The sequence below is a fragment of the Streptomyces sp. NBC_00091 genome (assembly GCF_026343185.1).
GTDB lineage: Bacteria > Actinomycetota > Actinomycetes > Streptomycetales > Streptomycetaceae > Streptomyces.
The window spans coordinates 395,001-418,569 of record NZ_JAPEMA010000002.1 but is presented as its reverse complement, the minus strand read 5'-3'; the positions used below and the strand labels follow the sequence as shown (position 1 = coordinate 418,569).

The 23,569-nt window shown below is 74.6% G+C and carries 21 protein-coding genes; 10 read left to right on the top strand and 11 right to left on the bottom strand.

Annotation, left to right across the window (positions count from 1 at the left end; all coding sequences use genetic code 11):
• Positions 1-8: 8 nt before the first annotated feature.
• The 4 genes from OOK34_RS29645 to OOK34_RS29630 form a co-directional block, all read right to left on the bottom strand.
• Complete coding sequence (locus tag OOK34_RS29645; protein WP_267037236.1) at positions 9-794, bottom strand: oxidoreductase; 786 nt, start codon at positions 792-794, stop codon at positions 9-11.
• A 90-nt stretch (positions 795-884) separates the two neighbouring features.
• Complete coding sequence (locus tag OOK34_RS29640) at positions 885-1,463, bottom strand: TetR/AcrR family transcriptional regulator (RefSeq protein ID WP_267037235.1); 579 nt, start codon at positions 1,461-1,463, stop codon at positions 885-887.
• A gap of 33 nt (positions 1,464-1,496) precedes the next feature.
• Positions 1,497-3,404: a hypothetical protein gene (locus tag OOK34_RS29635; RefSeq protein ID WP_267037234.1), complete on the bottom strand. Its 1,908-nt coding sequence runs from the start codon at positions 3,402-3,404 to the stop codon at positions 1,497-1,499.
• A 160-nt stretch (positions 3,405-3,564) separates the two neighbouring features.
• Positions 3,565-4,671: an ADP-ribosylglycohydrolase family protein gene (locus tag OOK34_RS29630; protein WP_267037233.1), complete on the bottom strand. Its 1,107-nt coding sequence runs from the start codon at positions 4,669-4,671 to the stop codon at positions 3,565-3,567.
• Between the two features lie 195 nt (positions 4,672-4,866).
• Between OOK34_RS29630 and OOK34_RS29625 the strand changes: the two genes are divergently transcribed.
• The 5 genes from OOK34_RS29625 to OOK34_RS29605 all read left to right on the top strand — a co-directional run bounded on the left by OOK34_RS29625 (position 4,867) and on the right by OOK34_RS29605 (position 12,330).
• Positions 4,867-6,333: a multicopper oxidase family protein gene (locus tag OOK34_RS29625; RefSeq protein ID WP_267037232.1), complete on the top strand. Its 1,467-nt coding sequence runs from the start codon at positions 4,867-4,869 to the stop codon at positions 6,331-6,333.
• Between the two features lie 150 nt (positions 6,334-6,483).
• A complete protein-coding gene (locus OOK34_RS29620; RefSeq protein ID WP_267037231.1) occupies positions 6,484-9,678 on the top strand; it encodes an amidohydrolase family protein in 3,195 nt (1,064 codons plus the stop codon).
• Between the two features lie 73 nt (positions 9,679-9,751).
• The gene (locus OOK34_RS29615; RefSeq protein ID WP_267037230.1) at positions 9,752-11,278 is read left to right on the top strand and encodes an alpha/beta hydrolase; all 1,527 of its coding nucleotides are present in this window, start codon (positions 9,752-9,754) and stop codon (positions 11,276-11,278) included.
• A 94-nt stretch (positions 11,279-11,372) separates the two neighbouring features.
• Positions 11,373-12,032 (top strand): DUF2278 family protein, encoded by a 660-nt coding sequence (locus OOK34_RS29610; RefSeq protein ID WP_267037229.1) that lies wholly within the window; start codon positions 11,373-11,375, stop codon positions 12,030-12,032.
• Positions 12,033-12,057: 25 nt separating this feature from the next.
• Positions 12,058-12,330, top strand: coding sequence for a methyltransferase domain-containing protein (locus OOK34_RS29605; RefSeq protein WP_267037551.1), 273 nt, complete (start codon positions 12,058-12,060; stop codon positions 12,328-12,330).
• On the opposite strand, the gene OOK34_RS29600 is transcribed toward OOK34_RS29605, so the two are convergent.
• Both OOK34_RS29600 and OOK34_RS29595 read right to left on the bottom strand, forming a co-directional pair.
• The gene (locus tag OOK34_RS29600; protein ID WP_267037228.1) at positions 12,284-13,357 is read right to left on the bottom strand and encodes a peptidoglycan recognition protein; all 1,074 of its coding nucleotides are present in this window, start codon (positions 13,355-13,357) and stop codon (positions 12,284-12,286) included. The genes OOK34_RS29605 and OOK34_RS29600 overlap by 47 nt on opposite strands.
• Positions 13,358-13,589: 232 nt before the next feature.
• Entirely contained in the window at positions 13,590-14,024 is a 435-nt protein-coding gene (locus tag OOK34_RS29595; protein WP_267037227.1) for a CBS domain-containing protein, read from the bottom strand.
• Between the two features lie 159 nt (positions 14,025-14,183).
• Here OOK34_RS29595 and OOK34_RS29590 point away from each other — a divergent pair, with 159 nt between their 5' ends.
• Together OOK34_RS29590 and OOK34_RS29585 are read left to right on the top strand one after the other, a co-directional pair.
• Positions 14,184-14,768, top strand: coding sequence for a TetR/AcrR family transcriptional regulator (locus OOK34_RS29590; protein WP_267037226.1), 585 nt, complete (start codon positions 14,184-14,186; stop codon positions 14,766-14,768).
• A gap of 122 nt (positions 14,769-14,890) precedes the next feature.
• The gene (locus tag OOK34_RS29585; protein ID WP_267037225.1) at positions 14,891-15,649 is read left to right on the top strand and encodes an SDR family NAD(P)-dependent oxidoreductase; all 759 of its coding nucleotides are present in this window, start codon (positions 14,891-14,893) and stop codon (positions 15,647-15,649) included.
• Here OOK34_RS29585 and OOK34_RS29580 read toward each other — a convergent pair.
• The 3 genes from OOK34_RS29580 to OOK34_RS29570 all read right to left on the bottom strand — a co-directional run bounded on the left by OOK34_RS29580 (position 15,577) and on the right by OOK34_RS29570 (position 18,656).
• Entirely contained in the window at positions 15,577-17,193 is a 1,617-nt protein-coding gene (locus tag OOK34_RS29580) for an alpha/beta hydrolase (protein ID WP_267037224.1), read from the bottom strand. The two genes, OOK34_RS29585 and OOK34_RS29580, sit on opposite strands and share 73 nt — an antisense overlap.
• Before the next feature lie 116 nt (positions 17,194-17,309).
• A complete protein-coding gene (locus tag OOK34_RS29575; protein ID WP_267037223.1) occupies positions 17,310-17,864 on the bottom strand; it encodes an FABP family protein in 555 nt (184 codons plus the stop codon).
• A 120-nt stretch (positions 17,865-17,984) separates the two neighbouring features.
• Positions 17,985-18,656, bottom strand: a complete 672-nt coding sequence (locus OOK34_RS29570; protein WP_267037222.1) for a hypothetical protein — start codon at positions 18,654-18,656, stop codon at positions 17,985-17,987.
• Between the two features lie 199 nt (positions 18,657-18,855).
• Between OOK34_RS29570 and OOK34_RS29565 the strand changes: the two genes are divergently transcribed.
• Entirely contained in the window at positions 18,856-19,413 is a 558-nt protein-coding gene (locus OOK34_RS29565) for a hypothetical protein (RefSeq protein ID WP_267037221.1), read from the top strand.
• Positions 19,414-19,420: 7 nt separating this feature from the next.
• Here OOK34_RS29565 and OOK34_RS29560 read toward each other — a convergent pair whose 3' ends face one another.
• On the bottom strand, positions 19,421-19,981 hold the full coding sequence (locus OOK34_RS29560; RefSeq protein WP_267037220.1) for a YbaK/EbsC family protein: 561 nt from the start codon (positions 19,979-19,981) through the stop codon (positions 19,421-19,423).
• A 103-nt stretch (positions 19,982-20,084) separates the two neighbouring features.
• Between OOK34_RS29560 and OOK34_RS29555 the strand changes: the two genes are divergently transcribed.
• On the top strand, positions 20,085-21,164 hold the full coding sequence (locus tag OOK34_RS29555; RefSeq protein WP_267037219.1) for a cation diffusion facilitator family transporter: 1,080 nt from the start codon (positions 20,085-20,087) through the stop codon (positions 21,162-21,164).
• A 24-nt stretch (positions 21,165-21,188) separates the two neighbouring features.
• Here OOK34_RS29555 and OOK34_RS29550 read toward each other — a convergent pair whose 3' ends face one another.
• On the bottom strand, positions 21,189-22,091 hold the full coding sequence (locus OOK34_RS29550) for an alpha/beta hydrolase (protein ID WP_323183503.1): 903 nt from the start codon (positions 22,089-22,091) through the stop codon (positions 21,189-21,191).
• Between the two features lie 100 nt (positions 22,092-22,191).
• On the opposite strand from OOK34_RS29550, the gene OOK34_RS29545 reads away from it, so the two are divergent.
• A complete protein-coding gene (locus OOK34_RS29545; RefSeq protein ID WP_267037218.1) occupies positions 22,192-23,562 on the top strand; it encodes an OFA family MFS transporter in 1,371 nt (456 codons plus the stop codon).
• Positions 23,563-23,569: the final 7 nt, after the last annotated feature.

Here is a 23,569-nt window from a genome sequence, read left to right as displayed (position 1 = left end):
CGGGGCCGTCAGACCGTCTTCAGCGTGCCGCCGTCGACGACGTAGTCCGCGCCCGTGATGTTGGCGGCGGCCTCCGAGAGCAGGAACACGATCAGCGAGGCCACCTCCTGCGGCTCGGTGATCCGCCCGGTGGTGATCCGGAAGGCCTCCGGGATCCCCTTCAGGAAGGCGGCGTGGTCGACGCCGGCGGCCTGCGCCACCTTGCCGCCGAAGCCCTCCGGGTCCTCCCAGATCGCGGTACGGACCACCCCGGGCGAGACGGTGTTGACCCGCACCCCGCGCGGGCCGAACTCCTCCGCGAGCGACTTGCCGAGCGCGGTGAGCGCCGCCTTGGCCGCGCTGTAGGCCACCGGGCCGGAGGCGGGGAGGCGGGAGTTGACGGAGGAGACGTTGACGATCGCGCCGCGGCGCTCGAGCAGGCCGGGCAGCACCGCCCGGGTCACGCGCACCGTGCTGTACAGGTTGACGTCCAGGTAGCCGGCCCACTGGGCGTCGTCCGTGTCGAGGAAGCCGGTGAGCCGCCCGGTGTCGGGGCCGCCGCCCACGTTGTTGACCAGCAGGTCGACGCCGCCGAGTTCCGCGTCGGCGGCCTCCACGAGCGCGGCCACGCCGGCGGGCGTGGTGAGGTCCGCCGAGACGGGGACGGCGCCGGAGGCGGCGAGTTCGGGGGTGATGGTACGGGCGGCGCCGAGGACGCGGACGCCCTCCTCCAGCAGGGCGCGCACGGTGGCGAGGCCGATGCCCCGGCCGGCGCCGGTGACGATCGCGGTCTTGGAGTGCAGTCCGAGCTTCATGAGTTCCCCAGTTCTTGAGCTACAGGTACAAAATATGGGCATGACGGGACCACCCGTGGTGCAGTGGTGGCCCTGTCGGAATGGTCCGGATCAGAGGGAGTCGAGGGTCGCGTCGACCACCCGGTCGAGCCGTTCGGGCCCCTCGGCGAGGCGCCCGAGCAGCCGCAGTCCGATGAGGGTGCTCAGCAGCATGCTCGCGACGGCGCGCGCGTCCCGCCCGGGCGCGATCTCCCCGCTCCGCTGGCCCTCCTCGACCAGCGCCCGGAAGGCCTCCTCCGTGCGGTCGAACATGCGCCGCACCAGTTCGGAGGCCACCGCGTCCGCCCCCGCCAGCTCGGCGGCGGTGTTGATCCCCATGCAGCCGCGCCGGTCGGGATCGGTGAGGTCCATCTCGGTGAGCAGCCGCAGCGCCCCGCGCAGCCGCTCCTTCGCGGGGCCGTCCCCGCCGAGGAGTTCGACCAGGGCCTGTGCCTGCTTGTCGCGGTACCGGCGCAGCGCCAGCTCGAACAGGGCGTGCTTACTGCCGAAGGCGTTGTAGAGGCTGCCCTTGCCGATGCCGAGCGCGTCGACCAGGTCCTGCGGCGTGGTGGCGGCGTACCCCTGGCGCCAGAACACCTGCATGGCCTGCTCGACGGCGGTTTCCGGATCGAACTGCTTCGGCCTTCCCATGACGGGTACTCAACATCATTGTGTACCCGTAGGTCAAGTACGGGGAGCGGGCGGCGTGGGCAGGGGAGTGCCCTCCTGCTGGACGAGGGCCAGGAGGACCAGCGCGTCGGTCCAGCCGAGGGGCACGACGGCCTTCGGGAGCCCCTGCGCGTCCACCGTCTCGGGGAGCTCGCCCAGGACGTTGCGCTGGGCGAGCACCCAGTCGAGCACGGCCGCGCCCTTCTCCCGCTCGCCCGTCCCGGACCAGGCCAGCGCGAAGAAGGAGGTGCTCGCCGTCCAGGTGATGTTCCCCCACCGCGTGTCGGGGTCACTGCCCGGCACCAGCCCGCCGTTGGGGCGCAGCAGGGCCCGGTAGGTGTCGTCGAGCGCCCGGGGCAGATCGGCGGGAGCCGCGTTGAACGGGGGCGCCATGAACGCGGCCGCGCTGTCGTGGCCGTGCAGCCCGTCGACGGTGCGCTGGTAGCCGAGCGGCGCGAACCGCCGGGCGATGCCCGCCTCCAGCCGCCCCGCCGCCAGCGTCCAGCGCGCCGCGTCCCCCTCCTGGCCGAGCCCGGAGGCCAGGTCGGCGGCGGCCCGCAGCCCGGACAGCAGCGGCGCGGCCGTCCCGATGTTGACGGTGGTCGTCGGCAGCTCCCAGTAGTCGGGGGAGGCCGGCGGCAGCCCCTCGCCGTCCAGGGAGGACGCCGCGTAGTCGGCCGCCTTCACGATCGCCGGGTACAGCGCGCGCAGCCGCTCCGCCCGGTCCGCCCGGGGCGCCGTCTGGTACCACTGCCAGGTGGCCCAGGGCACCCAGCCGTTCGCGTCGAGCTGCCACTGCCGGGTGTCCGGCGGCCCCGAGCCGTCGAGCTTGGTACGGGCCTCCCAGGTGCCGTCCGGCCGCTGCGTCCGTGCGTTGTAGCGCAGGATCCGGTACGCCTCCTCGTCGTGGCCGGTGTGCGCGAACGCGGCCGCCGCGAAGGCGGAGTCGCGCGGCCAGGAGAAGTCCCAGAACGGATACCAGGCCGCGGCCAGCGCCCCGTTCGGCCGCAGCAGCGCCCGCATCGACAGCAGCGCCCGCTCCGCGCTCTCGCGCCGGACCCCTGCCGCCCCCGGGACCAGGCCCCGGGCCAGCCAGCGCCGGGACTCGGCGATCTGCGCCACGGCGCCCGGGTCCTCGGCCTCGACCACCCGGGACGCCGCCGCGCCCTCGGGCAGGTAGCGCCAGCGGCCGGAGGGCAGCACCAGGACGTTGCTGCCCTCGACGTAGCGGGCGCCCACGGCGAAGGGCGGGTCGACGGCCTCCACCGTGCGCCCGTTGGACAGCAGGCCCGCCGTCCGGGCGGGCTTCATCGAGGCCGGGACGTAGCAGGCCTCGGTCTCCCCGCACCGCTCGGAGCCGGCCGGGTTCACGAAGAACGCGAGCCGCCCCGTGCCCGCCTGCCACCCGCCCCGGTCCTGGTCGTACTGCGCGCCCGGCCGGGACCCGGCCGCGGCGGCCCGGGTGCCGTGCCAGGTGACCGCCCTGTCCTCGGAGGTGGTGGCCTGGGCGAAGAGGTAGTACCGGGCACCGGGCCGCAGCCCGGCCGTCAGCGGGACCTCCACCCAGCCCGCGCCCGGCCCGCCCAGCCGGGCCAGGTCGACCGTGGCCGCGGCGACGGCTGAGCCGGCGTCGTCCCGGGCGGTACGCACCTGCACGGTCAGCTTCCCGGTGGCCGCGGCGCTGCTGAGGAACAGCGCGACCCGCGAGAGCCGGTCGTCGTCGGTGGTGAACTCCTGGGCCCCCGCGCGTCCCGTGCTCCCCGAGCCCTTGATCCCGTACAGGGCCAGGTCGTGCCCCGCCTGCCCGTCGTAGGACGCCTGCCCGTCAACGGAAGGGTGCCCGCTCGCGGCAGCCGCCCCGTCCGCCGTGTGCAACAGCGTCGTGAGCAGGGCGGTGGCCACCAGAACGGACCGTGTGCGCATCACGCATTGCCTCCAGTGTGATGAAGCGTCAAGAAGCCTGGCAGAGCGCGTACGCGGCGCTATTCATCCAATATCCCCGGCTGCGGAGCCATGGAGGGGACCTGATCGCCCCTGCCGCGCCGGACGCCCCGAACAGCCGCCCACACGGCCCAACGCCTCCTCACCAGCCGGGGTAACGGCCCAGCCAGTACGGGTCCCGGCCCGCCACGTACTCACTGCCTCCCGGGGAATCCGTGACCTCGGCGAGCACGTCCCGGGCGAGGGTGTCCAGGACCCAGGCCAGCTCGTGCCGGCTCACCAGCTCCACCGGCAGCGCCTGCGCACCGTGCACCGCCCCCAGCAGCGCCCCCGCCACGCAGGCGACCGACTCCCCGTCGGGTGCCGTCGCCGCGAACCGCAGGGCCTGCGCCACCTCCCCGCGCCCCGGGAACGAGGCCGCCGCGTACAGGCCCCCGAGCAGGGCCGCCCAGGCCGTCGGGTCCGGCGCGAGCCGCGCCAGCCGGGCCGGCTGCGCCGGGTGGCCGACGGCCTCGCCGAGCGCTCCGGCCAGCCGGCCCGGCTCCGCCCCCGGCAGACCATCCGCGCCGCCCAGCGCCGCCAGCGCGCTCTCGGCGGCCCCGCGGACCGAATCCCCGGCCAGGCAGTGCCCGCCCAGCACGGTCGCGCACGCCGCCGCCCACTGCGCCCCGGCGTCCCCGTGGGTCAGCGCCGCCACCTCGCGGGCCCGGTCGCCCCAGAACCGCGCGTACCGCGGCGACCGGGCCGAGCCGAGGAGCGCCAGCGGCAGCGTCCGGCCCACGGCGTGCCAGCCCCGGCTGCCGTTCGCCGGCTCCTCGAACGTGCCCTGCCTCAGCCCCGAAAGGACCGCCACCGTGGCCGGCGCACTGCCGCGCCGCTCCGCCAGCGCGGGCACCCCGGCGAGCCAGCCGTCCGGCCACGGCTTGGTACCGGAGGGATCCCAGCGTTCGCGCACGCGTTCGCGCTCGAGGCCCTGGAGGTACGACCAGCGGCAGTACGCGTGCCACAGCACCGACGGGGGATGGCAGATGCCCTTGTGGCTCCCGCGCACCATGGCCCGTACGGAACCCTCCACGGTGAAGCAGGCCAGCTGGGTGCAGACTCCCGCCCGCAGGGTCCCCGCCGGCGCGGGCGCCGCCCCCACCGCGCCGAGGGTCTCTCCGAGTGCCAGACCGAGCAGCAGCCCGCGGGCCCCCGACTCCGTCCTCTCCCTCAGCGCCTTCTCCTGGTGCTCCGTCAGCTCACCCATGGCGCCCGGCCCCCGTTCGCGTCGACATCACCGGGCATCGTACGCAGCCCGTTCCCAGCAGCCTCACCCCGCCTCCACAGCCGCACCAGCGCCGCACGATCGCACTCGAACAGGCTTGCCGTCGTCCACCACCGCGCAGGCTTGCGCCATTTCCGACCGGCACACGAGGCGCCGGGCCAGACCCACGGGGGAACAGTGATCACTCGACGGACCGCACTCCGGGCAGGCGTCGCCGCCACCAGCATCGTCGGCACCGGCGGCATGCTGCTGCCCGTCGTGAACGCCGCCACGGCCGGCCCCCGCACCACCGCGGCCGAACTCGACGCGGCCGGCATAACCAAGTTCGCGCAGAAGATGCCGCTGGCCCCGGTACTCCAGCCCTACCTGAACACGGGCAGCACCAGCTACTACCGCATGACCCTGAAGGAAGCCACCAAGGAGATCGTGCCGGGCCTGAAGACCCCGCTGCGCACCTTCAACGGCTCCTTCCCCGGCCCCGTCATCAAGGCCGAGTCGGGCCGGCGCGTCGTGATCAAGCAGACCAACTCCCTCGCGGTCCCCACCTCGATCCACCTCCACGGCGCCCACGTCCCGCAGGACAGCGACGGCTCCCCGATGGACCTCATCGCGGCCGGCGGCGGCACCAAGACGTACACGTACCCCAACACCCAGCCGCACGCGAACCTGTGGTTCCACGACCACGCCCACCACATGGAGTCGGAGAACGTCTTCCGCGGCATGACGGGCACTTACCTCCTCACCGACAACATCGAGCGCCGCCTGGGCCTGCCCTCCGGCCAGTACGACGTCCCGGTCTCGCTGCGCGACGCCCGCTTCCTGGAGAGCGGTGAACTCATCTACCAGATGGGTGACTTCATGAAGCGCAACGTCATCCTCGCCAACGGCAAGTCCTGGCCGTTCTTCGAGGTCGCGGCCCGCAAGTACCGCTTCCGCCTCACCAACACCTCCAACCAGCGCTTCTTCGGCCTCCGCCTCGCCGACGACTCCGAGCTCGTCCAGATCGGCACCGACGGCGGCCTGCTGCCCACCCCGCACCGCACCAACGTGGTCGCCATCAGCCCCGGCGAGCGGGCCGACGTCGTCATCGACTTCTCCCGCTACCCCGTCGGCACCGTCATCGAGCTGCACAACAACGAGATCGCGCCCTTCGAGTCCGCGGACGTGGTCGGCAAGGTGCTCCAGTTCCGGGTCACCCGCACCGCGCAGGACAACAGCGTGGTCCCCGAGCGGCTGCGGACCCTGCCGCCGCTGGGCGAGGCGAGCGTCACCCGGCACTTCGACATGCGGATGGACGAGGCCCCGGGCGGCAGCGCGTACATCAACGACAAGACGTACGACATGGACCGCATCGACACCGAGATCGCCTACGGTGCCACCGAGATCTGGACCGTGAAGAACGTCAACCAGATCGCCCCGCACAACTTCCACATGCACCTGGTGCAGTTCCGGGTGCTGGAGCGCAACGGCCAGCCGGTCACCTCCGGCCCCGAGACCGGCCTGAAGGACACCGTCCCCCTCAAGCCGAACGAGACCGTCAAGCTCCAGGCCACCTTCACCGGCTACCGCGGCACCTACGTCTACCACTGCCACCTGTTCGACCACGGCGCGATGGGCATGATGGCCAACATGCGCATCTCCTGACGCGGCCCTGCCCCCTCACCCCGGTGGACCCCGGTCCACCGGGGTGAGCCCGCTCCCGGGCCACCGTTGCCGAAACGGGGTCGTGATCGTTTGGCTGCCTGACGGGCAGTCGGGCGGGAACGACGGGTGAGGCGGGTGGCCGGGGTGCGGATGGGGCGCAGGACGGTTCTGCGGGCGGCTTCGGCCGGGGCGCTGGCGGCACTGGCCGCGCCCCCGGCCCGGGCCTCGGCGGCGGCATCCGCGCCATCGGCGGCGCCACCGGCCGGGGACCGGGCAGTCCTGCGCTTCACCCGGGCCACCAACGGCGCGGCCACCGCCACCGCCGACGGGCGGCGCGTCATCGCCGAGGTCCAGAACATCCTCTGGTCACTGCCCCCGGACGGCTCGCCCGCCACCCGGCTCACCCCGCCCGACCTGGAACCCGGCCGCCCGGTGTTCTCCCCGGACGGGCGCCGCGTGGCCATGAGCGCCTACCGCGGCGGCGCCTTCCACATCTGGGTGATGCGCGCCGACGGCTCCGGCCTGCGCCGCCTCACCGACGGCCCCTTCGACCACCGCGCGCCCGCCTGGTCGCCCGACGGCCGCACCCTCGCCTTCTGCTCCGAACGCGGCGGGGACCCCGTCGCCGGCAGCCCGTACCGGATCTGGACCGTATCCGTCGCCGACGGCGGCCTGCGCCGCCTCACCGGAGTGCCGGGCCAGTCCGGACCCGCCCAGGACGGTGCCTGGGAGGACCTCGACCCGGTCTTCTCCCCGGACGGCGCCCGCGTCCTGTTCCTGCGCGCCACCCTCACGGGCGAGACCCTCACCGCCCGGACCCTCGCCTCCGTCGCCGCCGGCGGCGCGGGTGCCGCGGGGGATCCCGTACGGACCGAACACACCGTCACCAGCGGCAGCCTGCTGGCCCCCGCGCTCTCCCCGGCCGGCCGCACCGCCTGGCTGTCCGCCACCCCCGGACCCCGCAAGGCGGAGAACCTGACGCTGTACGCCGACGGCCGCCCGGTCCCCCTCGACGGCGACCTCGCCCCCGCGCCCCCGCGCTGGATCGGCGACGACCGCCTCCTGATCACCCTCGACGGCCGGTTCCGGGTGATCCGCCCCCACCGCGACGGCGCCGGCCACGAGATCCCCCTCGACGCCACCCTCGAAGTGCCCCGCCCCCGCTACCCGGTCAAGGAGTACGACCTGGAGGCCGAACACCCCCGCCCGGTACGCGGCATCCACCTCCCCGCCCTCTCACCCGACGGCCGCAGCGTGGCCTTCGCCGCGCTGGGCGCCCTCTGGACCGCCTCCGTCACCGGGGGAGCCCCGCGCAGGATCCTCCAGGCCCCGGCCACCGCCTACGTCCAGGGGCCGGTGTGGACCCCGGACGGCCGGGCACTGGTGTACACCGACGACCGCGACGGCCTGAACACCGTACGCCGCAGGGAACTCGCCGACGGCCGCGAGAGCGTGCTCTCCCCGAGCGGCCGCGTCTACGGATCCCTCTCCCCGGACGGCACCCGCCTCGCCGCCCTCGACCTCGCCGGGCGGCTCGTCGTACGCGACCTGCGGACCGGGACCGACACCCCGCTCGTGGCGGCCCTCGGCGGCGGTGGCCTGCCCAGCCCGCCCAGCTGGTCCCCCGACGGACGTCACATCGCCCTCTGCGACCGCAACCGGCTCAGCCGCCGCTTCCGCGAGGGCTACAACCTCATCCGGATCGTCGACACCGCCACCGGCGCCGCCCGCCTGCACGCCCTCGCCCCGCACGCCTCGCTCTCCGACCGCTACGCCTCCGGCCCCGTCTGGTCGCCCGACGGCCGCTTCCTGGCCTGCGTCAGCGAATCGGCCCTCTGGCTGCTCCCCGTCACCCCCGACGGCACCCCCGCGGGCCCCGCCCGCCGCCTCACCGACGAAGCGGCCGACCACCCCTCCTGGTCCGGGGACTCCCGCACCCTGCTCTACCAGTCCGGCGCCCGCCTGCGCCTGCTCACCCTCGACTCCGCCGGCGCCCCCGCGGCCGCGCCCCGCAGCGTTCCCGTCGCCCTGTCCTACCGCCGCCCCGAGCCCGTCGACACCGTCGTGCACGCCGGACTGCTGTGGGACGCCACCGGATCCCCGCCCCGCGCCGACGTCGACCTGCTCATCAGCGGCGGCCGCATCACCGCCGTCGAGCCGCACCGTCCGCGCCGCCGCGCCGCCCGCACCGTCGACGCCTCCCGGGGCACCGTCCTGCCGGGGCTGTGGGACTCCCACGTCCACCCGTACCCCTACACCTACGGGGCCCGCCAGGGCGCCCTGCAACTGGCCTACGGGATCACCACCGCCGTCTCCCTCGGCGGCTCCGCCCACGAACAGGCCCGGCTGCGCGAGGACATCCGAGCCGGCCGCCTGGCCTCCCCCCGGCTGCTGGCCGGCGGCGAACTCCTCGACGGCTCCCGCGTCGCCTACAGCATGGGACGCGCCCACCGCACCCGCGCCGGACTCGCCCGCTCACTGGCCCGCGCCGAGGCCCTGGACTGGGACTTCGTCAAAACCTATGTCCGCGCCCCGTACGACTTCATGGAGGAAGCCGCCCGCTTCGCCCACGAACGGCTCGGCGTCCTCGCCGGCTCCCACCTGTGCGCCCCGGGCATCCAGTCGGGCCAGGACCTGACCACCCACCTGGTCGCCACCGAACGCGCCGAGCACGGCCACGGCGCCACCCCCGCCGGCCTCACCCACCAGGACACCCTGGAGGTCTACACGCACGGCGGATTCGACCTCGTCGCCACCCCCTTCACGGCCCTGCCCCTCATCGGCGCCGACCCGGCGCTCGCCGCCGAAGCACGGGTCACGGCCATGATGCCGCCCTGGGACGTGGCCACCCTCCGGGCCGCCGCCGCCCAGCCGCCCACCGCCGAGCAGCACACCGCCCTGGAACGGGAGGTGGCCGTCTACCGGCGCGTCCTCGCGGGCGGCGGCCGCGTCGCGCTCGGCACCGACGCCCCCCTCACCCCGGTCGGCCTCCACCTCCACCTCGCCCTGCGCGCCCTGCACCGGTACGGCCTGTCACCGGCCGAGGCCCTCACCACCGCCACCCGCACCCCGGCCCGCGTCTACGGCGCCGCCGGCCACCTCGGCACGGCCGAACCCGGCAAACTCGCCGACCTCACCCTCGTCGACGGCGACCCCTTCACCGACTTCGCCGACCTGGTCCGCGTCCGCGCGACCCTGCGCGCGGGCACCCTGTACGAACGCGCCGCCCTGGAAGCCGCCTTCCCCCACCCCGTCACCCCCGCCCCGGCCTGGCGTCCCGTCCTGCGCCAGATGCACCGCGACGCCTGCTGCACCGCCCACCGGGTCAACGGCCGCTTCCTGTAAGGGGGGTTAGCCCCACCCCGGAGCGGGCGGCTGCCGGATGGGTCCGAGGAGCCCGCTCGACGAGGCTTCCCCCATGACCACTTCACGGAACAAGGCCCTCCTGCTCACCCTCTCCGCCGCCACCGCGACCGCCCTGACCGCCACCGCCCTGACCGCCACCGCCCTACCGGCGGCAGCGGCCGGCGGGCCCCGCGCGGAGATCCCCCGGCTCAACTGGCACCCCTGCGCCAAGCCGGACGGCCCCGCCGCCCAGGAGTGCGCCGACCTCCCCGTACCGCTCGACTACGACGACCCCGCCGGCCCGCAGATCAGCGTGGCCGTCTCCCGGATCCGCAGCGACCGGCCCCAGGCCCGGCGCGGCACCCTCGTCGTGATCCCCGGCGGCCCGGGCGGCTCGGGCGTACAGCGCCTCACCCAGAAGGGCGCGGCCCTCCAGGAGCAGCTCGCCGGCGCGTACGACCTCGTCGCCTTCGACCCCCGCGGGGTCGGCGGCAGCACCACCGCGAGCTGCGGCCTGGCCCCCGAGGACCGTTACCTCACCACCCTGCGCTCCTGGCCCGGCCCCGACGGGGACATCGGCGAGAACCTCGCCCGCTCCCAGCGCGTCGCCGAGGCCTGCGCCCGCAACGGCGGGCCCGTGCTGCGCAGTTTCACCACCGCCAACGAGGTCCGCGACATGGACCGGCTCCGCATGGCGCTCGGCGAGGCCAAGCTCTCCGCCTGGGGAGTCTCGTACGGGACCTACGTGGGCGCCGTGTACGCGCAGACGTACCCCGGACGCACCGACCGCTGGGTCCTCGACAGCAGCGGCGACCCCGACCCGGAGCGGGTCGCCCGGGGCTGGCTGGCCAACATGAGCAAGGGCGCCGACGACCGCTTCCCCGACTTCGCCGCCTGGGCCGCCCACCCCGACCGCGACAAGGAGGGCCTGCGGCTGGCGCCGCGTCCCGAGGAGGTGCGCCCCCTCGTGCTCGAGCTCGCCGCCTCCCTGGACCGCGCGCCCCGGCCGTCCACCACCCCGGGCGTGCCCCTGACCGGCAACGGCCTGCGCCAGGCCCTGCAGAACGCCCTCTACAGCGACGCCGCCTTCCCCGGCTTCGCCCGGCTCGTCACCGCCCTGCGCAACCCGGCCCGCACCCCCGCCCTGCCGCCGGAGCTCGCCGGGCCGCTGCGCGACGAGGACGCCGCGCTGACGGTCGCGGTCGTGTGCAACGACGTGGCCTGGCCCGCCGCCTCCCGGACCGGCCACCAGCGCGCCGTCGACGAGGACCGGGCCCGCCACCCGCTGACGGCCGGGATGCCGGTCAACGTGCTCCCGTGCTCCTTCTGGAAGAGCGCCCCCGGACACAAGCCCACCCGGATCACCGGCCACGGCCCCTCGAACGTCCTCATGGTCCAGAGCCGCCGGGATCCGTCCACGCCCCACTCCGAGAGCCTGAAGATGCGGGGCGCCCTCGGCCGCCGGGCCGTCATGGTCACGGTCGAGCAGGGCGGCCACGGCATGTACCTCGGCAACGGCAACGCCTGCGGGAACCGCACCGTCACCCGCTTCCTCACCACCGGCGAGCGCCCCGCCCGCGACACGGACTGCGCGAACTGAGACCGCGCGACCTGAGTACGGCCGGCCGGGGGCCGGGGAGGGGATCCTCCGCGCGTCACACCGCCGTGCGCGGGGCCGGTGGTTGACTGGCCGCATGCCGCTCGACTCCTACGGCGTGCTGTCAGGGACGCTGCACCGCCACTTCCGCGACCAGCCCGACACCCAGGGGCACTGGTTCCACGTCAACCTGGAGGTGGACGCGCCCGCCGGCCGATACCGGTGCGCCGTCGACGTGGACAGCAAGCAGTCGGCCACCGGCGTCCAGTGGAAGGTGTTCACCCTGGCCGCCTCCGTGCTCGACCCCGTGCCCGCCCTGCCTCCCGGCTACCACGAGCTGTCGATGAGTTCGGGCTCGGGCGCCCTGGACTACCTGCGCCACCCGGCCCTCGTGGACCGCCCCGGCTGTGCCTTCGTCCTGCGCCCGCCCGCCTGGCTCCAGGACCTCCTGAACCGGCTGAATCCGCCCCGCCCCTGGGTCTCCGGCTCCAACCTCGACGCCGCCCGGGCACTGGAGCCCATCCTCGTCCCCGGCAGGGAGATCATGATCTTCGGCGAGCCCTTCGACCACGGGCTCGGCATGCACAACATCCACCAGAACCAGGGCGATCCGTACGGCAGCCAGTGGTGGGACGACAACGGCACCTGGCAGGACGGGGCCACCCTCACCCGCCGGCCCGACGGCCTGTACGACGTCTTCCTCAACAAGTTCTCCAGCCAGGCCGACCACACCGGCCCCGACGGCCACCCCGTCTAGGCCGCGTGCAGGAGCGGTTCGACACCTGGGCGGCCGGAGCCGCGCCGCCGCCGTCAGCGCGGCGGTCTTCGCGGTGGCCGACGCGCAGGCGCTCCCCGTGCGCGACGGGGCCTGCGACGCCGCCGTCAGCGCGCTCGCGCTGAACTTCCTGCCCGCCCCGGAGGCGGCGGTGGCCGAGGCGACCCGGGCGGTGCGGCCGGGCGGGCCGGTCGCCGCGGCCCTGCCCGTACGGCCCGACGGATCCATCGCGCTCACCGCCCGCGCCTGGGCGGTACGAGGCCGCCGACCAGCCCGGTGACCGGGTCCGAGGCCTGCGCGCGGATGGCGGGGAGCTGCCCGTAGAGGGCCGTTCCGGGGCACTCGGTGGTGAAGACGTCGCGGTGGCCGGAGATCCGCTCCACGGTCACCCGCTCCCCGGCCCGGGAGCGGCCGTTGTCGATGGAGGCGGTGAGGGTGACGGTGCCGGCGGGGTCGTACCCGTAGCGGCCCAGGGCCCAGGCCGCGAGGCGCGCGACGGCCGCCGTGGCCGCGGGCTCGGCCTCCCGGTCGGAGTACCGGCCGATCACCGCGACGCCCAGGGTGTCGTTGTTGAAGCCGAGGGTGTGCGCCCCGGTGACCGGCCGTCCGGAGCCGCCGGCCCGGCCCTCGAAGACCGTGCCGCACTTGTCGACCACGTAGTTGTAGCCGAGGTCCTTCCAGCCGTTGACCCGCTGGTGGAGGGCCTGTAGCCCGCGCACGACCGCCGGGGAGTCGGCGCAGTCGTAGTCGTTGCTCTGGGCGGTGTGGTGGAGGAACACCGCCTTCACCTCCCGGCCGTACACCGTGGGGTCCCCGGGGTTCTCGACGGCGCCCCAGCCGGCGCGCGGGACGATCCGGGGGCGTGCGGCCGTCCCCGCCACCGCGTACGCGGCCGGCTCCGCCCCGGCCGCGGGTCCGGGGCCCGGGTCGACGAGGTCCAGCCGCAGCCCGGCCGGCAGCCGGGCCCCGGCGCCGTCGGCGCGCACCTCCACGCCGGCGGACGGCCCGGCCCACCACGGCTCCCCGGCCTCCACCACCGTCCACGGGGACCAGGCGCCGGAGGCCCGGGCCCGGGCGCGGACCCGGTACGTGCCGCCCTGCGCTCCGCGGCCCGCGGGGGCGGTGACGGCCAGCATGCTGAAGGGGGTCCGCGCGTCCTCCAGGACGGCGGCGGCGCCGGCCGAGGTGCGGGTGACGCCGCGCGGCGGGGGAGGCCCGGCCGGCCGGTCGCCCACCGCGGCCAGGGCGACGAGCAGGCAGGTCAGGGCGGCGGCGACGGGCGACGGCGGGAATCCGCGGGTGCGCACTCGGTTCTCTCCAGGGTCCCCGGACGACGGTGGACGAGAACCGGAACCAGTGACCTATCCGGTACGCCCCGAACCGTTCCCGGGCCCCGAGAACACAACGCGCCGGCCGGGCTGGAAGTCCCCGGCCGGCGCACTGCGCACTTCGCTGACCGCCCCGTTCAACGAGCCCGCCGGCCGGTGGTCACGGGTGGCGGCCGGTGGATGGCGGTCGGCGGTCGGCGGACGGCCCCGCTCAGTTGGCGGCGTAGACGCGTACCGCGAACTCCGCGATGTCCTCGTCGGAGAGGTTCTTCGCCAGATTGGCCTCGGTGATCATGCCGACCAGGCGGTGGCCGCCGGCCACGTCGATGACCGGCAGCCGCTTGATCTGGTGGATCTCCATGGTGTCCAGCGCCTCCTGGGCGTTGGTCTCGGCGTCCACCCAGTGCAGGGTGCCGGCGAGTTCCCCGGCCCGGACCTTCGCCGGGTCCTTGCCCTCGGCGCAGCACTTGACGACGATGTCGCGGTCCGTGATCAGCCCCTGGAGGCGCTCGTCGTCCCCGCAGATGGGCAGGCATCCGACGTTCAGGTCGCGCATCATGCGCGACGCGTCCAGCAGGGACTGCTCCTGGCGGACGCACTGCACGCCCTTGGTCATGATGTCGCGGGCCCGCAGGTTCCTGTTCATGGTTCCTCCTCGGCTCTGCGCGTACTCCGGAACTTCTTCCGTGCCCTCCCCCATACGAGGACAGCACGGATGGACGGGTGCGGCGCGCCGGGAGGGCCCTGGAGCCGGAGGCCAGATCATTCTTGACCGTTCGTTCCAGTCAGTCTTATGATCTTCGACGTGGCCAGGACCAAGGAATTCGATCCGGACGCCGCGCTCCAGTCGGCTCTCGAGCTGTTCTGGCGCCGCGGCTACGAAGCGACGTCGGTGGCGGACCTCGTCGAGCACCTCGGCATCGGGCGCGCCAGCATCTACGCGACCTTCGGCAGCAAGCACGAGCTCTACCTGAAGGCGCTGGACCGCTACGCCGAGACGCACCACCCGCTGCTCCTGTCCGAGCTCTCCGCGCCGGGGCCGGCGCTGCCCGCCGTACGGGCCGTGCTGCGCCGCTTCGCGGCGGAGGCCGCGTCCCCGGGGGAGCGGCGCACCGGCTGCTTCCTCACCAACACGGCGGCCGAGCTGGCCCCGCACGACCCGGCGGCCGCCCGCCGGGTGGAGGTGAGCTGGGACCGCTTCGAGACCCTGCTCCACTCGGCGCTCGTACGGGCCCAGGGGCAGGGGGAGCTGGCCGCCGACCGCGATCCGCGCGCCCTGGCCCGGATGCTGCTGGTCCTGCTCCAGGGCATCCGGGTCGTCGGCAAGGCCTCGGACGACCCCGCCCGGGTGCGGGACGCGGCGGAGCAGGCCCTGGCCCTGCTGGCCTGACGGAGCCCCGCGCGCGGCACGCGGCGCGGGCCCCCGGTTCCTCGTACACGCCTTTCGCATGCCCGAATACTGAACCGATCGTTCAAATATGGGGCCATCGCCCCTCAAGGGAGTCACCGAAGATGAACCGCTTCACCGGCAAGACCGTCCTGGTGACCGGCGCGGGCTCCGGCCTCGGCCGCGCCATCGCGCTCGCCTTCGCCGCCGAGGGCGCCTCCGTAGTCGCCGCCGGACGCACCGCGGCCACCCTGGAGGAGACGGTCGCCCTCATCGAAGCGTCCGGCGGCACCGCCGCCGCGATCCCCGCCGACGTCACCGACTCCGGCCGGCTCCAGGACCTCGTCCGCGAGAGCGTCGCCCGCTTCGGCGGGCTGGACATCGCGGTCAACAACGCCGGCATACTCCGTGGGGTCGGACCCGTCGCCGAGGTCAGCGAGGAGGACTGGGAGGCGGTCCAGCGGACCAACGTCACCGGTGTCTGGCTGGCGATGAAGCACCAGATCGCGCACATGCGGGAGAACGGCGGCGGCGCCATCGTCAACGTCTCCTCCAACCTGGGCGCGCACATGCGGATCCCGAACCTTGCCGCGTACATCACCTCGAAGGCGGCCGTCTCCGCCCTCACCCGCGCCGCCGCCCTCGACCACATCCACGAGGGCGTCCGCATCAACGCGGTCAGCCCGGGCGCCTCCGCCGCGCCCATGTCGCTGTGGCCCGGCGAGACCGAGGCCGACCGGGCCGAGCGGATGAAGTCGGAGAACCCGCTCGGCCGGGTCGCGGAGGCCGAGGAAGTGGCCGCCGCCGTGCTCTACCTCGCGTCGTCCGCGGCCGGCTCCGTGGTCGGGACCGACCTCGTCGTCGACAGCGGTTCCGCGGCCTGAGGACCGGCCGCCGCCGGATCCGGCAGCGGCTTCCCCTCGCAGGCGGCGTCCGCGGCGGGCAGCCGGCCGTCGAGCAGGAACTCCTCGACGTAGCGGTCCACGCAGGCGTTCTTCGCCTGGTAGGCGCCGTGGTCGCCGCCGCGGACCGTGATCAGCCGGGAGCCCGCCAGCCGCTGGTGGGCCCGTACGGCCCCCTCGTAGTAGGTCGCCGGATCGTGCGTGGAGTTGAGCATCAGGACCGGCGGCAGCCCCTTGCCGGTGACCTCGACGCGCGGAGCCCTGGAGCGGGGCCAGGCGGCGCAGATCGAGGTGAAGGTCAGCTCCCGCGCTCCGGCCAGGGGGTACGCGCGGCTGTCCGCCTCACTCCTGCGCACCCAGTAGCCGCTGTCGCGGTTCCAGGGGGTGTCGGAGCAGATCACGGAGAAGAAGTCCGCGGCGAACCCCGCCGCCATCGGGTGCTTCAGCTTCTGAGCGAGGGCCCGGCGGGTGGCGGGCGGCGCGCTCCCGGGGTCTTCCAGGACGCCGAGGAGCATGGCGAGGTCCGGGAACCGGTCACCGTTGTAGATGATGCTCGTCGTGGCCGCGTCCAGGTGGTCGGGCGTGACACGGGTCCCCTCGAGGTCCAGCGGCCGCTCGCGCAGCGAGGCGCGCAGCCGCTCGTAGGAGGCCTTGGCCTCCTCGGGGGTCCTGCCCCGGTGGTACGTCGCGTCGTTCGCGGCCAGCCACGGCAGGAAGTCCTGCTCGAAGCGGCGCTGGAAGCTCATCGGCTGCCCCGTCAGGAAGTCCTGCCAGCTGCCGCCGAAGTCGATGTTGCTGTCGAGCACCACCCGCTCGACCCGGTGCGGGAACCGGGTCGCGTAGTAGCCGCCGAGGAAGGTGGCGTAGGAGGGACCGTAGTACGACACCTTGTCCGTGCCGAGCAGCGCCCGGTACAGGTCCATGTCGTGCACGGCCTGGTCGGTGGTGATGTGGGGCAGCAGACCGCCCGAGTTGCGCCGGCAGTCGCGTACGAAGTCCCGCGCGCGTTCCACCGTGGCGCGCACGGCCTCCTCCGACCGGTCGCGCAGGTCGCCGCCGCCGAACAGGGCGTCCACCTTCTCCTGCCCGGAGCAGACCACGTTCGTGCTCGCCCCGACCCCGCGCTGGTCGAAGCTCACGATGTCGTAGGCGGCCGCCAGCTTCGGCGCGTACGCGGCCAGGCCCGCCGGCCGCCCCAGGCCCGAGGCCCCCGGGCCGCCGGCCGCCATCATCAGGACGCCCCGCCGGGCGGCGGGGTCGGCGGCGCGGTGCCGGGACACGGCGATGGTGAGGTCCGGCCCCCGGCCGGGGTGGTACCAGTCGCGCGGCACCGACATCGAGGCGCACTCCAGCGGACCGGAGTCGCAGGGCCGCCAGTCGAGCTTCTGGTGCGCGTACCGGCCGGGTATCGCGGGCGCCCCGGCCGCCGTCGCGGCGTGCGCCGGGACCGCGGGCAGGGCCGCCACGGCGAGCAGCCCGCACGCGGCGGCTGCGGCCCGGCGCGCGGTCTTCGTGAACAGGTGCATGTGGCTGTGTTCCCCCAGTCGCGTGGATCGGTCATGTCGATCCTCCGCGAACGCACGGCCCGCGACGATCTCCCCACCACCCGTATCCGGGGTGGTGCTGGTGCCACTACCGCCCGTCAGGCGAGCCGGCGCAGACGGGTCGTCAGGTGGTGCTGGAGGGGCTGTCCCACGGCCGCCATGTCGTGCACGACCGTCAGGTCGGAGCCGTCGAGCGTGTAGTGGCGCCGGGTGCCGGTGACCTCCTTGGCCAGCGGGGTCAGCGACACGTCCTTGGTCTCGATCTCGATCTCGAGCCCCGCGGCGCCGGTGCCCGACACCCGCCCCACGTACGTCTCGACGATGCCGGTCGGATGGGCGAGCACCACCTCCAGCGACGCGTCGGGCGTCACCCGCCACCAACCGGCCTCCCGCCCCGCCGGACGGACGGGGGCGCCGGCCTCGTCGACCAGCCACGCGCGTGCCTCGTAACGCAGGAAGGGGCGGCCGTCGTGGCTGAAGGTGATCTCCTGCTCGTACCGGAAGTCCTGAGCCAGCGTCGGGTACTCGCCCCGCCCCCGGCCGTGCCAGCGCCCCAGCAGGGGGAGTACCGGAGCCAGCAGCGGGTGCGGGTCGGGTCCCTCCCCGAGTACGTGGCTGTCGGGGTACGGATTGACCTGCGCCGGCTCGAACATGTTCACCTTGCCCGTGTGTGGATGGCCCCCGCGAACGTGCAGCCTAACGCGCGGTGAGGGGCCGCTCCGGGACGGTCCGCGTGCCGGACACCACCACCCCGTGCCGGCCCCCGCTCCGGGCTACGCGACGAACTCCTCGTCCCCGTAACGGACCTCGGCCTTGTTCCAGTCCACCCCGAGCGCGGCCGTGAACTTCCGGGCGAGAGGCAGGTCGGCCAGCGGCGCGACGAGGATCAGCCGCCCGTCGAGGGCGACCGAGCCGCCGCCGAGCCGGTCGCGCGCCTCGGGGTCGGCGAGCAGCGCGTCGCGCAGCCGGGTGGCGCTGACGCCCGGCGCCTGGATCTCGACCGCGTCGGTCTCCGGCGAGCTGCGGGGCAGGCAGCGGAACGTCAGCACCGACTCCTGCTCGTAGCGCTTGCGGATGACGTCGGCGATGTGGTGCAGCCCGTCCGCGCTGACCTGGGCGACGTCGAACTCGCGCGAGCGCTCGTAGGTGGCCTGCTGCTCCTCCTGCGACCAGAACACCCCGTCCAGCAGGGTCGAGGAACCGGCCCGCGCCCCGTTGGCGCGGATGATCTCCCGCACCTCGCGGTCGAAGCGCTTCAGTCGCGTCTGGAGCCGGGGGTCGGCCGGATCCGTGATGACGGCGGTGTTGTCGGTGGCGAAGATCTCCGCGGCCGGGCAGCCGGAGCTCTCGGAGGCCGGGGACGGCGGACTGGCCTGGGCGGTGCCCGCGCCCGCCGACCCCAGCGCCAGGACCCCCACCGCGACCAGTGCGCGCAACCGCTTCATGCCTCAACTCCCTGCCTGTGGACCTGTGCTGCGGCGCGCCCGGGGCCGCAGCGGGCTTCATCCTAGGAGCCGGTCGGGGCGCCGCGGGGGCGTCGGCACCCCAATGGCGGATAGCGGACGGTGGCTACTTCCGCGCGGCCGGTCCCGGGGGCGGAGTTATGCGGCGCCCGCCACGGGTATGGCCCAACGGGGAGAGGGGGTGCCCGTGGTGCGGGGTGGTGCACGGACAGCGGCCCGGGGCGCGGCGGCACTCGGATCGGCGGCGACGCTCGTCCTCGCCGCCTGGCTGGTCTGGCTCCTGCCCGGACCGCAACTGGCGGCCGTGCTCGGCCTCGGGCCCGTGGACGGGGTCGTGACCGTCTCCGAGTGCTACGAGGCCACCGACGCGGAGGGCTATGCGGCCGGCACGCAGTGCAAGGGCCGCTACACCCCGCGCGGGCACGGCGGGCCGCAGGAGGAGATCCTGCTGGAGACGGCCGCCGCGAAGCACCGGCCCGGCTCCGAGGTGGAGGTCCGGACCGCGCGCGGTAGGGCGTACGAACGGTCCGGCTTCGCCGTGGGGAACCTGGTGGTCGCGACGGGACTGCTCCTCGTGCCCTTCCTCGCCCTCGCGGCCTGGATGTCCGCCTGCGCCCGCCGCGGCAGGGCCGTGGACGGGGGCGGGTTCGTGCTCGCGGCGCTGGCCGCGATGGTGGCCGTCGTCGTGCTGGGCGTGGCGGCCGGCGTCCTCGTCGGGATCCTCACGGCCGTCCTCTAGAGACGGTTTAGGGCGCGAGGGTGAGGCCTTCGATCACTTCCGCGCCGGGGATCTGGGCGAACAGCTTTCCCGGAGCGATGAGTTTGCCGCGGCGGCGGCCGCTCCCGACGAGCACGTACGGCATGTCGCCGACGGCGGCGTCCACCAGCAGCGGCCAGTCGGCCGGCAGCCCCAGCGGGGTGATCCCGCCGTACTCCATGCCGGTCAGCTCCACGGCCGTGGCCATCGGCGCGAAGGAGACCTTGCGGGCCCCCAGGCGCCGCCGGACGGCCCCGTTCACATCGGCCCGGCCGGCCGAAGGCACCAGACAGGCGGCCAGGGTGGTCTCGCCGCCGCGCTTGGCGGCGACCACGACACAGTTCGCGGACTGCCCCAGCAGCTCCTGCCCGTAACGCTCGACGAAGGCGGCCGTATCGGCCACCGCCGGGTCGGTGTCGACGTAGACGATCTCCCGCGCCGGGACCCCACCGCGCCAGCCGCGCACCGCCTCGGCGACCGGTGCGACCAGCTCGGCCAGGCAGTCGGGGGCGGGGCGGGCGTCGGCGAAGGATCCGATGGGAGCGCTCATGCCCGCACGTTAACAGCGTGCGTACGTGCGAGTCCGTCGCACCTGGTCACGGCCCGTAGGACGGCTGTAGCCGCAACGGGTTCGCTGTGCCAACGTAAGGTCCATGGACGGCAACCGGGGCGGCGGAAGCACCCCCACGCACGACCACGACCACCACCACGACCACGGGCACGGGCACCACGACCACGAGCACCCCCGTGGGCCGCGCCGCCGGCTCGCGCACCTGCTCACCCCGCACGGCCACGAGGCCGCCGACAAGGTCGACGCGGCCATGGAGGCCTCCCGCGAGGGCATGCGCACGCTGTGGATCTCGCTGGCGGTCCTGGGGGCGACCGCGGCCCTCCAGGCCGTGATCGTCGCCCTGTCCGGGTCGGTGGCCCTGCTCGGCGACACGGTCCACAACACCGCCGACGCCCTCACCGCCGTACCGCTGGGCATCGCCTTCGTCCTCGGGCGGCGGGCGGCGAACCGCCGCTACACCTACGGCTACGGCCGCGCCGAGGACCTGGCGGGCGTACTGATCGTGGCGGTCATCGCGGCGTCCGCCGCCTTCGCCGCCTGGACGGCCATCGACCGGCTCCTGCACCCCCGGGAGGTCACCCACCTGTGGGCGGTCTGCGCGGCGGCGCTGACCGGGTTCGCCGGCAACGAGTGGGTGGCCCGCCTGCGCATCCGCACCGGCCGGCGGATCGGCTCCGCCGCCCTGGTCGCCGACGGCCTGCACGCCCGTACCGACGGCTTCACCTCACTGGCCGTCCTCCTGGGGGCCGCGGGCTCCGCGTCCGGACTGCCGGCCGCCGACCCCGTCGTGGGCCTGCTGATCACCCTGGCCATCCTGCTCGTACTCAAGGACGCCGCCCGCGAGGTCTACCGCCGCCTGATGGACTGCGTCGACCCCGCCCTCGTGGACACCGCCGAGCGCGCCCTGCGCGAGGTCGAAGGGGTGCTCGGGGTCGGGCAGCTGCGCATGCGGTGGATCGGCCACGCCCTGCGCGCCGAGGCCGACATCGTGGTCGGCCCCCACCTGACCGTCGTCCAGGCGCACGAGCTGGCGCTCGCCGCCGAACACGCCCTGATCCACGCCATCCCCAGGATGACGGCCGCGACCGTCCACACCGACCACACGCACGCCCACGGCGGCGACCGGCGGCCCCACGCCCTGCCGAGCGCGGCCGAAAGCTGACCCCGCGCGCCGCGCGCCGCCCGCCTACCGGCCCGCTTCGGCGCGGTGGACGAGGTCCGTGATCAGCGAGGCGATCGCGGGCCACAGCGCCCGCGGCAGGTCGTGACCCATGCCGGCGAAGACCGCGAGCTCGGCGCCGGGGACGGCCGCGGCGGTGGCCCGGCCGCCGCTGACGTCGCACATCGGGTCGTCGGCGCCGTGGATCACCAGCGCGGGCAGCCGCAGGGACCCCAGCCGCGCCGTCCGGTCTCCCGACGCGACGGAGGCCACGGCCTGGCGGGCGACGCCGAGCGGGTCGTAGGACCGGTCGAAGGCGCGGCCGGCGCGCTCGCGCGCCGCGGCCTCGTCGAAGGCGAACCCCGGCGAGCCCAGCACCCGTACGGCCGTGACCATCCGCTCGACCACCTCCTCGCGGCTCTTCGGCGGCGGCCCCGTCAGCGCGCCCAGCGCCTCCGGCTTCGGCAGGCCGACGGCAGGGTCGCCCGTCGTGGACATCAGGGACGTCAGCGACCGGACCCGGCCCGGGTGTTCGATGGCCATCGTCTGGGCGATCGCCCCGCCCAGCGACAGACCCACGACGTGGGCGCTGTCCAGACCGAGCGTGTCCAGCAGGCCCACCGCGTCGGCCGCCATGTCGGACAGGGTGTAGGACACCGACGACAGGTCGCCGGCGAGCGCCGCCCGCACATCGGGCACCGGCGCGTCGGCGAAGTGCGACGACAGGCCGGCGTCACGGTTGTCGAACCGGATCACCTGTACGCCGCGCCCCGTCAGCTCCGCGCAGAAGCCGTCGGGCCAGCCGTACATCTGGAGGGCGATGCCCATGACCAGCAGCACCGCCGGCGCCCGCCGGTCCCCCGACCGCTCGTAGGCCACCTCGATGCCCGCCGGTCCCACGTCCACGGCCTTCTCTTCGCTCACCGTCACGCCGTCTCCTCTCGCGATGGGGCAGACGCAGAACATACCGGCGGAGAATGGCCCGAGAGGCCCTCACACGGCGGCGCGCGGGTGCTGTACGGTCCGCGGCATGCTCGCCGGACTGCGTACGCCCGCACCCCTGGGCTGGAGCCGCTGGCTCGTTCCGCCCGCCGCCCTCTCCATTCACCTCGCCATCGGCCAGGCCTACGCCTGGAGCGTGTTCAAACCGCCGCTGGAGACCTCCCTCGGGCTCTCCGGCACCGCGTCCGCGCTCCCGTTCCAGCTCGCGATCGTGATGCTCGGGCTCTCCGCGGCCTTCGGCGGCACCCTGGTGGAGCGTCACGGGCCGCGCTGGGCCATGACCGTGTCGGCCGTCTGCTTCACGTCCGGGTTCCTCGTGGCCGCCCTCGGCGCCGCGACCCGCCAGTACTGGATCGTGGTGCTCGGCTACGGCTTCGTCGGCGGGATCGGCCTGGGCATCGGCTACATCTCCCCGGTGTCCACCCTCATCAAGTGGTTTCCCGACCGGCCCGGCATGGCCACCGGCATCGCCATCATGGGCTTCGGCGGCGGCGCGCTGATCGCGGCGCCCTGGACGGCGCGGCTGCTGGACGCCTTCGGCCGGAACTCCGCGGGGATCGCGGAGACCTTCCTCGTCATGGGCGCCGGGTACGCCGTCTTCATGGCCTTCGGGGTGTTGCTGGTACGGCTGCCCCCGCCGGGCTGGGAACCGCCCGGGGCGGCCGTGCCCGGGCCGTCGGGCGGGCGCCGCCCGCTGGATCCCGGCGTCCGGGTCTCCGCCCGCAACGCGCTGCGCACCCCGCAGTTCTGGTGCCTGTGGGTGGTCCTGTGCATGAACGTGACCGCGGGCATCGGCATCCTGGAGAAGGCCGCCCCGATGATCGTGGACTTCTTCGCCGGCACGCCGACACCGGTGGCGGCGGGCGCCGCGGCCGGGTTCGTCGGACTGCTGTCGCTGGCGAACATGCTCGGCCGCTTCCTGTGGTCGTCGGTCTCCGACCTCGTCGGCCGCAAGCGGATCTACCGCCTGTACCTGGGCGCCGGCGCGCTGATGTACCTGCTCATCGCGCTGACCGGAAACTCCTCCAAACCCCTGTTCATCGCGTGCGCGGCCGTCATCCTCTCCTTCTACGGGGGCGGTTTCGCCACGGTCCCCGCCTATCTGAAGGACCTTTTCGGGGTCTTCCAGGTCGGCGCGATCCACGGTCGGCTGCTCACCGCCTGGTCCCTGGCCGGGATTCTCGGCCCGCTGATCGTCAACGCCGTGGCGGACGCCGGGAAGGCGGCCGGGCGGACCGGTACCGCCCTCTACAGCACCTCCTTCCTCATCATGATCGGCCTGCTCGCCGTGGGCTTCGTCGCCAACGAACTCGTACGCCCCGTGCACCCCCGCCACCACGAACCCCCGGCCGCCGGTCCGCCGGCCGTCCCCGCCGCGCAGAAGGGAGCCGTCCTGTGACCGGTGG

Bases quoted from the DNA above. Each gene is read 5' to 3' on its own strand.
- OOK34_RS29645 (WP_267037236.1), bottom strand. From the start codon at position 794: ATGAAGCTCGGACTGCACTCCAAGACCGCGATCGTCACCGGCGCCGGC.
- OOK34_RS29640 (WP_267037235.1), bottom strand. From the start codon at position 1,463: ATGGGAAGGCCGAAGCAGTTCGATCCGGAAACCGCCGTCGAGCAGGCC.
- OOK34_RS29635 (WP_267037234.1), bottom strand. From the start codon at position 3,404: ATGCGCACACGGTCCGTTCTGGTGGCCACCGCCCTGCTCACGACGCTG.
- OOK34_RS29630 (WP_267037233.1), bottom strand. From the start codon at position 4,671: ATGGGTGAGCTGACGGAGCACCAGGAGAAGGCGCTGAGGGAGAGGACG.
- OOK34_RS29620 (WP_267037231.1), top strand. From the start codon at position 6,484: ATGGGGCGCAGGACGGTTCTGCGGGCGGCTTCGGCCGGGGCGCTGGCG.
- OOK34_RS29615 (WP_267037230.1), top strand. From the start codon at position 9,752: ATGACCACTTCACGGAACAAGGCCCTCCTGCTCACCCTCTCCGCCGCC.
- OOK34_RS29610 (WP_267037229.1), top strand. From the start codon at position 11,373: ATGCCGCTCGACTCCTACGGCGTGCTGTCAGGGACGCTGCACCGCCAC.
- OOK34_RS29595 (WP_267037227.1), bottom strand. From the start codon at position 14,024: ATGAACAGGAACCTGCGGGCCCGCGACATCATGACCAAGGGCGTGCAG.
- OOK34_RS29585 (WP_267037225.1), top strand. From the start codon at position 14,891: ATGAACCGCTTCACCGGCAAGACCGTCCTGGTGACCGGCGCGGGCTCC.
- OOK34_RS29580 (WP_267037224.1), bottom strand. From the start codon at position 17,193: ATGCACCTGTTCACGAAGACCGCGCGCCGGGCCGCAGCCGCCGCGTGC.
- OOK34_RS29575 (WP_267037223.1), bottom strand. From the start codon at position 17,864: ATGTTCGAGCCGGCGCAGGTCAATCCGTACCCCGACAGCCACGTACTC.
- OOK34_RS29570 (WP_267037222.1), bottom strand. From the start codon at position 18,656: ATGAAGCGGTTGCGCGCACTGGTCGCGGTGGGGGTCCTGGCGCTGGGG.
- OOK34_RS29560 (WP_267037220.1), bottom strand. From the start codon at position 19,981: ATGAGCGCTCCCATCGGATCCTTCGCCGACGCCCGCCCCGCCCCCGAC.
- OOK34_RS29555 (WP_267037219.1), top strand. From the start codon at position 20,085: ATGGACGGCAACCGGGGCGGCGGAAGCACCCCCACGCACGACCACGAC.
- OOK34_RS29545 (WP_267037218.1), top strand. From the start codon at position 22,192: ATGCTCGCCGGACTGCGTACGCCCGCACCCCTGGGCTGGAGCCGCTGG.